The organism is Rhodothermales bacterium, assembly GCA_040221055.1.
Lineage (GTDB): Bacteria > Bacteroidota > Rhodothermia > Rhodothermales > UBA10348 > 1-14-0-65-60-17.
The window spans coordinates 129,939-141,751 of record JAVJVN010000019.1; the positions used below are offsets into that span (position 1 = coordinate 129,939).

The following is an 11,813-nucleotide window of genomic DNA, read 5'->3' on the forward strand; positions in this document are numbered from 1 at the left end:
CCAGGAATTCAGTGGCACCGGCATCCGTCGCGGTAGTCGTGGGCAGCGCGTGGGCCGACGGCCTGCCATGGCCGACCGAGCGCTTGGACGTGCAAACGCCCTTCGGCGGGGCGGTGCTGCATCGCGTGACGGACGTGCCTCGTCCCGCCTGGATCCTTGCCCGGCATGGGATTCCCCATACCCTGTATCCCCAGGACATTCCGTACCGGGCGAACGCCTGGGCGCTCCGGGCGGCGGGAGTCCGGGCGCTTCTGGTCACCAGTTCGGTGGGCATCCTCCGGCGCGAGGTCCCGCTGGATGTGCTCCTGGAGGTCGGGGACCTGCTCTGGCCGGAAAACCGGTTGCCGGACGGAAGTGCGTGCACCCTGGGTGGCGGGCACCTCGTGGTCCAGGACGGCGTTTTTCATACCGGCCTGCGCGCGAAGGTGCGGTCCCTGTGCGGGCGGCGCGGCATTGAAGTGGGTGGCCCCGTGGTGTTCACGTATGCGGGTGGCCCCCGCACCAAGACAGCTGCTGAAAACAGGTACTGGGCCTCCGCAGGCGCCGATGTGAACTCCATGACCCTGGCCCCGGAGGTTGTCCTGGCGGCCGAACTGGGCATACCCGTCGCGGCCCTGGTGGTCGGGCACAAATATTCGCACCCGGACATCGAGAACCCGCCGTCCGATGGGATTTCCGCGTCGTTGGATGCCTCCCGCCGCATGTTGTCGCGGGCCATCCGCGGTTTCCTGGAGGAGGCTGCGGCCGAGCAGGATGGCAACCAGATGTACCGGTTCTGACGGCCGTAGCTTCCATTGCGTTTGCCTCATTCCCTTTGCCTCTTCCCCTTTGCCTCTTTCCCATGCCGCCCTCCTTGGATAAATGAGCCCTGAGACCACGCAAAAACACCGCGCATTCCCCGAAGAGGACCGGGTTCATTCGTGGCTTCGGCACCTGCTGACGGATGCGTCAGATATTCCGGGGCACTCAGGAGTCCAAGAGCCTCCGGTGCGGGCGGGTTCTGCAGCGGTACAGCGCGTGGAACGGGTCGAGGGCGGCTTGCTGAACCATGTGTGGCGCGTCTGGGTCGGCAGCCCAGATGCCAAAGTATCCTGCATCCTGAAATACACACCGCCCCATGTGGCTTCGGCGCCGGAAACCCCGCTTTCCCAGCGACGGGCCTGGTTCGAGCAGCAGGCGCTCCTCCGGGTTGCGGACTGGAATCCGGGACATGGATTGGACATCCGGACGCCCCGCCTGTTGGCCGCCGATCCGGACCTCGGGTTGACGCTCATGGAGGACATGGGCCCAGGGAACGCCTCTTCGGCGGTCACTACACTGGATGTTCGGCGCGTGGGGACCTGGCTGGCCCGCCTCCACGCCCAGGCCGCGCCGAACCACCACAATCTGGATGTGCAGCGCTCGCGACTGGAAATGCAGTATGAACGGGTCGGGGAGTGGCTCGGCGGTGCCGGAGTGGCCGAGGCCGGGGCCATCGGCGAGGAAGCTCGAAGACTCGGCCTGCTCTGGCTCGAAGCCGGTCCGTGTTTCATTCACGGGGATCTGTGGCCACCATCCATACTGATTGGGGCGGGTGATGGGGCGGGCGAGGCGAAGGGGGTGGACTCAGCCGGGCTCGCCGTCATCGACTGGGAGTTTTCCACCATGGGCTGGCCGGCACAGGACCTGGGCCACCTGGCCGCGCATTTGATGTTGGCGGGTCAGGCCGAAAAAATCGAGGAATTGTTGGAGGCGTGGGGCGCCGAGGCGGGGCCATCGGTGCGCGCGGCGTTCCATCGGCGCCACATGCAGATCCATATCCGGGCCGAGGTCGCCATGCGGCTGTATGGGCCGTTCCGATCGGACAACCTCAATACAGCCACATGTCGAAGATTCGACGATGCGTTCTGGTCACTTCGTGCGCTGGACCCAGCACCGTGAACAGCGCCACGCCCAGTTTCCGGGCGCCATCCTCGTCAATCATCCGGTTCTTCTGCAGGACCTCGATGAGCATGCGGATGGCGGCATCGGGTTCTCCGGCCCGGATGGCCTCAATGGCGCCGCGGTAGGTACCGGTCGCAGGCTCTCCGTCCAACACCGAGAAGTCATCCCGCTCGAGCGCATCGGCCAGCACCCGGACGGCGTCCGCGTTCTGCACGAATCGGGGTTCGCCGGTCGCTGCCGTATCGGCCAGCGCGCGGGCCCGAGGCGTATCATCCACAACCAACAGGGGCGCGAGGAGTCCGGCAGCCTGGGCATTCGTGGGCTCGGCCGCCAGGACGGCCTCCAGGATGCGTACGGCGGCCGCGACGTCGCCGGCCTCCAGCAGATCTTCCGCCTGCGCGACGCCCTTCTTCTCCTCGGTCGGCAAAGCCTTGTCCAACCACTGACGAATGGCTGCTTCCGGCAACGCACCGGTGAATTCATCGACGAGCCGGCCTTCCACCACCATCTTGACGGAAGGAATGCCCCGAACCCCGAACTGCTGGGCCAACTCGGGATGTTCGTCCGAGTTGATCTTCACCAGCGTCCAGCGATGGGCCTGCTCGCCAGCCAGTTTTTCGAGCACGGGGCCCAGGACGCGACAGGGGCCACACCAGGGCGCCCAGAAATCGACCACGACGGGCCGTTTAAAGCTGGCGTCGATGACATCTTCTTGAAAGCTTTGAAGGTCGTACGACATGGCTTGCTTAGATTTGTTACGATTTTTTTACTACAACTGAAACGATTCTCCATGCGCATCGGATTCCCGTTCACGACAAATTTGCCAGCCAAGTCGTTGCCCGTCGGAGCCACTACGGCCTCGGTCCTCGCCATTTTCGCCCTGGTCGGACTGGCAGCGGGCTGTCAGCCGGTTGAGCCTGCCCCGGAGCCGTACGACGCGGCCACCGATTCCCTCCGCTACGACGGCGAAGAACACCTGCGCAACGTGCGGCAGATGACCTTCGGGGGCAACAACGCTGAAGCGTACTGGAGCTTCAACGACGACAAACTGGTCTTCCAGAGTGACTGGGACAAGATCAATGACCAGGGCTGCGACCAGATCTATGTGATGGATCCGGCCACGGCAGGTTCCGGTGAGGCCGGTGAGTACACACAGGTCTCGACCGGTCTCGGACGGACCACGTGCAGTTACTTCCTGCCCGACGGACGGGTTGTGTTCGGTTCGACCCATGTGGCCGACGAGGCCTGTCCCGAGACGGTCATGTTCGGCCAGGGCCGGTACGTGTGGCCCATCCATGATTCGTACGACATCTACGTGGCGGACGGGAACGGGCAGAACACCCAGTTGCTGATCGGTGGGGAAGGATACGATGCCGAGGCGACCGTCTCGCCCGACGGCAAGTACATTATTTTCACAAGTACCCGTTCGGGGGATCTCGAGCTCTGGCGATACGAAATGGCCACGGGTGAGCTGCTGCAGTTGACGGACGAACTCGGTTACGACGGTGGTGCCTTCTTTTCCCGCGATTCCAAGCAGATCGTGTGGCGTGCGTCCCGGCCCGAAGGGGAAGATGCAGTGGCCTACCGCTCCCTGCTCGCCGAAGGACTGGTCGAACCCAGCGAAATGAGCCTCTTCGTGGCCGACATCAATGGCGAGAACGTACGCCAGGTCACCGACATGCCGGGCGCGCAATGGGCGCCGTTCTTCCACCCATCCGGCGAGAAGCTGGTTTTTGCATCGAACCATCACTCGCAGGAGCAGGGCGGCAGGGTCTTCAATCTCTTCTCCATCAATACCGATGGGACCGGACTGAAACAGGTGACGTTCTCGAACACCTTCGATGCGTTCCCGATGTTCAGCTTCGACGGCACGAAGTTGGTCTTCTCGTCGAACCGGACGGCTGATCGCAACGAGACACGCGACACGAACGTGTTTGTCGCGGACTGGGTGGACTGAGCCGGGCGGCCAGGGCGCAGAGAAGGATTGACGGGTTGACTTGAGGTTTAGTTGTGCCTAAATTAGTTGCAACTAAACTTCAGCCAATCCATGCGTGCCTTCCTTGCTTTCATGATCCTGGGCGTGTCGATTCTTGCCGGGTGCGGCCCGCGGGACGCGCGCGAACGTGGTCCCGTTTCGGCTGAAAACCCGCTCCGGGTCGTTGCGACCACGAGCATCCTGGGCGACGTCGTCCGCGAAGTCGGAGGGGACCTGGTCGACGTCCAGGCGCTCATGGGCCCCGGGATTGACCCCCATCTCTACAAGGCCAGCGAAGGGGATGTAGTCCGCATGTCATCGGCCGATGTCGTTTTCTACAACGGCCTCCACCTCGAGGGCAAGATGGTGGAGATTTTCGAGCAGATGCACGAACGGGGATTGCCCGTGTATGCGGCAACCAACGCCATTGCGCCGGACAGTCTGCTTCAATCCGCCCTGTTCACCGGAAATTTCGACCCGCATATCTGGTTCGATGTCCTGCTGTGGGAGCAGGCGGTCCACTATGTGGGCGAACGGCTTGCCGGACTGGATGAGGAAAACGCGGCGTACTATCGGGAGCGAGCAGCCACGTACGGTAGGGTGCTGGCCGATCTGGACGCGGAGGTGAACGAGGCCTTGGCGGTCATCCCGGCGGAATTCCGTGTGCTCATTACCTCACACGACGCGTTCGGGTATTTCGGGCGTGCCTACGGGTTCGACGTGCGTGGATTGCAGGGCATAAGTACGGCCACCGAGGCTGGCACCGGGGACGTGCAGGAATTGGCGGCGTTCGTCTCGGACCGGCGCATTCCGGCCATGTTCGTCGAGTCGTCCATCTCACCACGGGGCATCCAGGCTGTACGTGAGGCCGTGCGGGACCGCGGTTTCGAGGTCCGGATAGGCGGCACGCTGTACGGCGACGCCCTGGGTCCTGCCGGAAGTCCGGCCGATACCTACATTGGGATGGTCAGAACGAACGTGTCGACCATCATTGCCGGTTTGCATGAGTGACTTCGCCATTGATGTCCGCGACCTGACGGTCGCGTATCGGGAAAAGCCTGTCCTGTGGGATATCGACCTGCAAGTCCCGTCCGGTGTTCTCATGGCCATCGTAGGGCCGAACGGGGCCGGAAAGACCACCTTCTTGAAGGCGGTTCTGGGCCTGGTCCGGCCAGCGGCCGGATCCGTGCTCATCAACGGGAGCCCGCTGTCGGATGAGCGGCACCGTGTGGCGTATGTACCCCAACGCGGAAGTGTGGACTGGGATTTTCCGACCAATGTCCTGGACGTGGTCACCATGGGGCTCTACGGTCGGCTGGGATGGATCCGCCGCCCGGGACGCCGGGAGCGGGATGCCGCCCTCCATGCGTTGGTTCAGGTTGGCATGGAGGCTTTCGCCGACAGACAGATCTCGCAGCTGTCGGGCGGACAGCAGCAACGGGTGTTCCTGGCAAGGGCCCTCGTGCAGGATGCCCAGATCTACTTCATGGACGAACCCTTCCAGGGGGTGGATGCCGTCACGGAAAAGGCCATCGTGGACTTGCTGCGCGTCCTGCGGGAAAAAGGGCGAACCGTCGTCGTCGTCCACCACGATCTGCAGACCGTGCCCGAATATTTTGACCAGGTCATGCTCCTGAACGTGCGTCGGATTGCCAGCGGTCCGGTGGCCGACGTGTTCACGGAGGATCATCTCCGGACGACCTACGGAGGACGGGTATCTTTCGTCAAGGCCGTCGCCAGACCGGTTGACCGGTCATGATCGAAGACCTTCTGAACGACTATACGCTCCGGACGGTGGCCATGGGTGCGGCCCTCTTGGGCATTGTCTCAGGCGCGCTCGGCGGGTTTGCCCTGCTGCGCCGGCAGGCGTTGCTCGGGGATGCCATTTCCCACGCTGCGCTGCCCGGAATCGCGCTCGCGTTCCTCGTCACTGGCAGCAAGGCACCCCTGGTGCTGGTGGTCGGGGCAGCTGTTGCCGGGTGGATTGGCGCCGCGCTCATCATGACCGTGACGAACCGCACGCGCGTCAAGTACGATGCTGCGCTCGGCATCATGCTCTCGGTCTTTTTCGGATTCGGTCTGGTCCTGCTCACCTTCATCCAGCGGTTGCCCGGTGCCAATCAGGCCGGATTGGACTCCTTCCTCTTCGGCCAGGCCGCAGCCCTTGTGGAGCGGGATGTACAGGTCATCCTGGGGCTCGGCAGCGGTGTTCTGGTCCTCATCCTGGCGTTCTGGAAGGAATTCAAGTTGCTGTCTTTCGACAGACCGTTCGGGGCGGCCCTGGGGTATCCCATGCGCCGCTTGGACTATCTCTTGACCGGGCTGCTGGTGGTCGCCATTGTCCTTGGGTTGCAGACCGTCGGAGTCGTGCTCATGAGTGCCATGATCGTGGCCCCTGCTGCCGCCGCCCGGCAGTGGACCGACCGGCTCGGGCGCATGATCTTCCTGTCCGCGGTCTTTGGCGCAGTGTCCGGAATAGGAGGGGCGGTGCTCAGCAGCCGGGTGGCCGGTGTGCCTACGGGTCCGGCCATCGTGCTCATCGTCAGCGCGATCGTCCTGTTTTCGTTGCTGTTTGCGCCGAACCGGGGCATCCTGTGGCGACGGATCCGGGAAGTCCGGCTGAGTCGTCAGCTTCGCATTGATGCCGTGCTGGTCGACCTGTATACGCTCGCATCCCAACACGAGAGTGCCGAGCATCCCCACGCCGAGCGGGTCCTGAATGTGATGTCGGACGTGTCCGCGCGGGCTCGGGAAACCCTGCGCCTGCTCGACGGACTGGGGCTCGCCCGCCGGATAGATGCTGAACGCTGGGCCTTGACGGCCGAGGGCGTTGAACGTGCACGGGACGTCATCAATCGGCTATGAGTGCATCCCTCGAAATCCAATTGATCGCCATAGTGGTGGCCGTGGCATGTGCCTTGCCCGGAGTCTTCCTGGTATTGCAGCGCATGGCCATGATGAGCGATGCCATCAGCCACGCCATTCTACCCGGCATTGTCGTCGCGTTCTTCCTGACCGGCAACCTGGGATCGCCGTGGCTCATTGTCGGCGCCGCGGGGACCGGTGTGTTGACGGTAGCGCTGGTGGAAATGCTGCGGAAAACCGGGCTGTTGAAAGAGGATGCGGCGATCGGGATCGTTTTTCCGGCCCTCTTCAGCCTGGGGGTCGTCCTGATTGCCCGGTACGCCGGGGATATCCATCTGGATGTGGATGCGGTGCTGCTGGGAGAGTTGGCCTTTGCCCCGTTCAACCGGATGGTGATTGGCGGCGTGGACATCGGCCCGCAGGCGCTCGTGGTCATGAGCGTGATCCTGGCGCTGAACGTGGCCCTCTTGTCCCTGTTCCATAAGGAATTGGTACTCACCACGTTCGATCCCGCGCTGGCCTCGGCGTTGGGCTTCCTGCCCGGCGTGGTGACCTACGGGTTGATGGGCGCGGTCAGCGTCACCGCCGTCGGCGCATTCGATGCGGTAGGATCCATCCTGGTCGTTGCGTTGATGGTGGCGCCACCGGCCGCCGCGTACCTCTGGACCGAACGATTGCGCATGATGATGCTGTTGGCCGTTGTTTTCGGCATGGTCAGTGGTGTTGGAGGATACTGGATGGCTCGCTGGCTGGACGCATCCATTGCCGGGTCCATGGCTTCGGTGGCCGGGATCGTGTTCATTGTTTCCTTCGTGATGGCACCCGATCAGGGATGGTTGCCCCAGATTGTCCGCAAATCGGCGCAAAAAGTAGCCTTTGGCAGGACCATGTTGCTGATTCATTTGTTGCATCACGAAGGATTGGCCAATGCCAGTCGCGAATGCAGCGTATCTCATCTGGAAGACCACCTGCGCTGGGAGCATGGATTTGCCTCCAGGGCTGTCCGGTCAGCCGTCCAGATGGGATTCGTAAAGTTGCGGGATGAAGTGCTTTATTTGACCGATGAAGGCCGAAAACACGCCAACCGGGCGCTTGTCGACCTGTAGTTGAAAAAAATTTTCAATCCCAGCGCGAATTGCACAATTCTGGACGTAATTACGATTAGCCGGGGTGGACCCATTCCGGTAACCATAGGACAAACCCGAATTCGACAATTACCTTGTCGTAGCCCATACGTCACAAGGGAGTAATTACCATTATGAATTACAGAGTTACAGCCCTGACTCTCCTCATGGCCGTTTTCGCGGTCGGCTCAGCCAGCGCCACGGACCGCATTGTGGACGGTGTCGGCCCGGACAACGGCGCATGCACGTTGGCTACACCGTGTGCCACGCTGGGTGCCGCATTGCTTGCGGCGCAGCAGGGGGACACGATCATCATCAATGCCGGTGTTGCCCTGACGGAAGGTGAGTTGGTCATCGACAAGAATTTCATCACCATCCGTTCGGATTGGGGAGCCGATGCACCGGTATTCGATGGTGTCAACCGTACGCTCGACCCGACGGCCACTCCTACGACAACGACGTGTGACGCCAATGAAGCCTGTATCGACATCGCAGGCTTCGACTACGCACTGGAGATCCAGGCCAACAATGTGACCATTGACGGCATCCAGATCATCGGCGACGCCGACGGCGCGAACGACGCCTATGCCGGCATTGCCATCCTGGGCGGTTATGATCGCTGGACCATCAAGAATGTGCTGGTCCACAACATCGCCAACAAACGCTCCGGTTCGAACTTCAATCTTTCGTTCGGTGTTTTCGGGAATGCCAACATTACGACCGGAAGTGCCACGATGACGGGCAACGAGATCAAGGACAGCTACTTCTACAATCTCGGTGGCGAGAATGTCGGTGGCGTGAACGTGACGGCAGGCGTGGGCATCTACCTCGAAGGGCTGGAGGGAGATGTGGCGGAATGTAACGCGATCGACAAGTTCCTGTGCGGTGCCTGGATCCACGACAACACGTTGTTCCAGTTGGCGCGCGGTATCAACATCAACAACTTCACCGAATTCGTGGACGGCCGTGAGCCTGCCGTCGGTGTCATCGTGCCGCAGGACGAAGAAAATCCCATGCCGAACAACGGCGCGCGGATCAATTCGAACACCTATGACTGGCACGTACTCGGACTGGTCAACACCGAACTGGATACAGGTGTGGCCATCGGTATCGGCGGTTCGCTTGTCGAAGAAGCGAATGGCAACTTCACCAACACGCTGGCTTATGTCGCAAACGCAGGTCGTAAGGCGGTTGTGGACGAGCTGATCCTGGCTCCGTTCTGGAAATCCTCCAATCCGAACCCGCAGTCTGTTCTTGGACCGGATTCCGATGCCTATTTCGCTTCCCAGACGCTCGCCGAAGACAATTCCGCGGATAATGCAACGATTGTCAATTTGACGGCTGGTCCGGCGCACATCCTTACGGTGTTCCCGGGCGGCGAAACCACAAGCGTGAAGGTGTCCATTGACAACGATGGTGACCTGAACGTGCGTGAAGGCGCGCGTCTGCTCTATGACGATGCGTTCTACAATTCGGTGGGTCCTGTTGCCGGCGTCGCGGAAGTGCTGTTCAACGGAACGGACGGCGACGACCTCCTCACCGTCGATTTCGTGAACGGCAATCCGATTCCTGAAGGCATTACGACCGCAGGCACGTGTCAGCTGCTTGAGCACGGCGACTCCGACGATTGCGGGATCCAGTTCGATGGTGCGGACGGTTTTGACAAGGTCATCATCCGTGGTCAGGCACAGTCCGTGGACGAAGCCATCTACATGGGCAACGGTGGCAATGTCAACGCATCCGACGAAGGCTCGGGTACGATCGTATTCGAACCGCTCGACATTGCGGCCGGCACCATCACGCCAGGCACCTCGCGTCTCATCAACTTCATGAACATCGAGCCCATTGATGACGTGGTCATCGTGAACGGTACCTTCGCTATCGTGCTTCAGGACGATGTGAATCACGAAGTCAACTTCGTGGACGGTCCTACGGTGTTCGGGGACAATACCTTCCAGATCAACAGCGGCGCTGTTGCGACATTCGAGAAGGTCAACTTCCGCAACAAGAAGGATGTCGTGGTCTACGGCGGTGATGATACTGCCGGCGGCACGAACTCGGCCGACGATATCTTCACGCTCTTCACGCCGGATGGCGATGCACCGGCCCTCCTGCAGTCGGTCGCGCTCTACGGCGGTGACGGCAGCGGCGTCGATACGGGTGACGACTACTTCGTGGTCCGTCCCTCGGCAGACTTCCCGATTGCCGTTTACGGCGATGACGACGTTGCCGCCGACTGGTTCTTCCTGGACTGTGCCGATGTCGCCCTGTGTGATCCGAGCGTGGTCAACGGCATTGTACCCGTGGTCGGTCCGGCAACGCTCCCGCCCATCGCCGGCTTCGAGGACATCACCATCAATGACATCGAGTCAACGGCCCTGGACCTGGGCGCCGATGACGTCGAAGTCGTCAAGACGGTCAACACGTTCGGCGATGCCCATCCCGGCGATGCCATCGACTTCACGGTCACGGTTACCAACAATGGCCCTGGCTCGATCAACCTGACGGCACTGCCCGTGTGGGTCACGGACGTGATTGATCACCGGTTCTCGGTGGACGAGCAGAGCATTGTGGTCGACGAAGGCACAGTGGACATCACCAACAACCGGGCGCTGTTGTGGCGCCTGGACGACGACGCTGCCTTTGCTCCGGCGGAAGTCAAGACCATGACCTATTCGGTCATCGTCAATACCCTTCTCACGACGGATGACATCGACAACTGGTCGTCGGTCCTGAACCCCGACTTCGACCTGACGAACAACCACGATTCCACGTCGGTCGACGTGACGGAAGTCTTCGGCTTCCCCGCCAAGGCCGCCATCCAGGCGTCAGTGTTCGCTCCGACCCAGGCAGGCCCTCGCTACATTGTGGGTCTGTACGGCGGTGCGCTCGATCCGGCCACCCTGAACATCGGCCCGGTCATGTGCCGCGTGCCCGATCAGAACAAGGCTGTGGGCTGGGACGGTGGTCTCGGCAACCTGTGGTACTCCTGTGGTGAAGGCCTTCCTGCGAAGGACGGACTCTTCTCGCCGCTGGTCGTTACCGACCTGTTCCGTGACCAGTCCGGCCGCATCTGGCTGACTTCATGGGGCTTTGGTGGCCTGTACTACTCGGACGACGATGGCAAGACGTGGACGGATCCGTTCCTCGACCTGACGGGCGGCCCAGGCGGCGCTCCGGACGGCATTGACGACCCGGTAGCCCAGATCTACGCCATCACGGAAGACATCATTGGCACGCTCTACATCTCGGCCAACAACGGCGACATGTACCGCAGCTTCGACGGTGGTGGAACGTGGCAGAAGGCCAAGCAGCTTCCGCTGGGTTCGGCCGACACGCCGTGGTCGCTCGAAGCCGATCCGACGGCCCCCGGCAAGCTGTACGCCGGTACGTTCGGGGACTCGCTCTACGTGACGTCGAACTTCGGCGAGACGTGGGAGAAGCCGGAAGGCAACGGCCTCGGAAACGGTCACATTTTTGACATCGAGTTCGATCCGATTTCCGGCAACATCTTCGTGGGCACGGCGCTCGGCGTCTACTACTCCGCCGACGAAGGGGACAACTGGAACGGGCTGAACACCGCGTTCCCCGAGCCTACGGTTCCGCCGGAAGTACGGCATGTGGCGTTCGATGAGAACGGCGTGCTCTACATCGGCACCTGGGGACAGGGCGTGTGGGTCTCCACGAACTGGCAAGCCACGGCGCTGGGCGAATTCGCGCTGCAGGTCGGACAGGTCCAGGACCTGGCTGTAACGGACGGTGGCGTATTCATCCTGAGCGCCGGTGCGGAAATGATGCGCTTCGACGGTCTGGCCTACTCCTCTTCGGTGGATACCGAGGAAGAGGGCCCGGCACAGGTGCCTACCACGTATGCACTGGAGCAGAACTATCCGAACCCGTTCAATCCGACAACGACGATTGAATTC

Annotated in this window: 9 protein-coding genes; 8 read left to right on the forward strand and 1 reads right to left on the reverse strand. The window is 61.8% G+C overall.

What is annotated here, in order from left to right; genetic code table 11:
- Positions 1–11: 11 nt before the first annotated feature.
- Both RIE53_12490 and RIE53_12495 read left to right on the forward strand, forming a co-directional pair.
- On the forward strand, positions 12–779 hold the full coding sequence (locus RIE53_12490) for a 5'-methylthioadenosine phosphorylase (protein MEQ9105500.1): 768 nt from the start codon (positions 12–14) through the stop codon (positions 777–779).
- 82 nt (positions 780–861) lie between these two features.
- Positions 862–1,920 (forward strand): aminoglycoside phosphotransferase family protein, encoded by a 1,059-nt coding sequence (locus RIE53_12495; protein MEQ9105501.1) that lies wholly within the window; start codon positions 862–864, stop codon positions 1,918–1,920.
- Here RIE53_12495 and RIE53_12500 read toward each other — a convergent pair.
- Positions 1,850–2,662 carry a tetratricopeptide repeat protein gene (locus tag RIE53_12500; GenBank protein ID MEQ9105502.1) on the reverse strand — a complete coding sequence of 271 codons (813 nt, stop codon included), beginning with the start codon at positions 2,660–2,662 and terminating at the stop codon, positions 1,850–1,852. The two genes, RIE53_12495 and RIE53_12500, sit on opposite strands and share 71 nt — an antisense overlap.
- A 51-nt stretch (positions 2,663–2,713) precedes the next feature.
- Here RIE53_12500 and RIE53_12505 point away from each other — a divergent pair, with 51 nt between their 5' ends.
- The 6 genes from RIE53_12505 to RIE53_12530 all read left to right on the forward strand — a co-directional run.
- Positions 2,714–3,880 carry a hypothetical protein gene (locus tag RIE53_12505; GenBank protein MEQ9105503.1) on the forward strand — a complete coding sequence of 389 codons (1,167 nt, stop codon included), beginning with the start codon at positions 2,714–2,716 and terminating at the stop codon, positions 3,878–3,880.
- A gap of 90 nt (positions 3,881–3,970) precedes the next feature.
- Positions 3,971–4,909: a zinc ABC transporter substrate-binding protein gene (locus RIE53_12510; GenBank protein MEQ9105504.1), complete on the forward strand. Its 939-nt coding sequence runs from the start codon at positions 3,971–3,973 to the stop codon at positions 4,907–4,909.
- A complete protein-coding gene (locus tag RIE53_12515) occupies positions 4,902–5,657 on the forward strand; it encodes a metal ABC transporter ATP-binding protein (GenBank protein ID MEQ9105505.1) in 756 nt (251 codons plus the stop codon). Before RIE53_12510 ends, RIE53_12515 begins: the two co-directional genes overlap by 8 nt.
- On the forward strand, positions 5,654–6,763 hold the full coding sequence (locus tag RIE53_12520) for a metal ABC transporter permease (protein ID MEQ9105506.1): 1,110 nt from the start codon (positions 5,654–5,656) through the stop codon (positions 6,761–6,763). Before RIE53_12515 ends, RIE53_12520 begins: the two co-directional genes overlap by 4 nt.
- Positions 6,760–7,869 carry a metal ABC transporter permease gene (locus tag RIE53_12525; protein ID MEQ9105507.1) on the forward strand — a complete coding sequence of 370 codons (1,110 nt, stop codon included), beginning with the start codon at positions 6,760–6,762 and terminating at the stop codon, positions 7,867–7,869. Before RIE53_12520 ends, RIE53_12525 begins: the two co-directional genes overlap by 4 nt.
- A 185-nt stretch (positions 7,870–8,054) precedes the next feature.
- A partial coding sequence (locus RIE53_12530) for a hypothetical protein (protein ID MEQ9105508.1) occupies positions 8,055–11,813 on the forward strand: 3,759 nt, incomplete at its 3' end.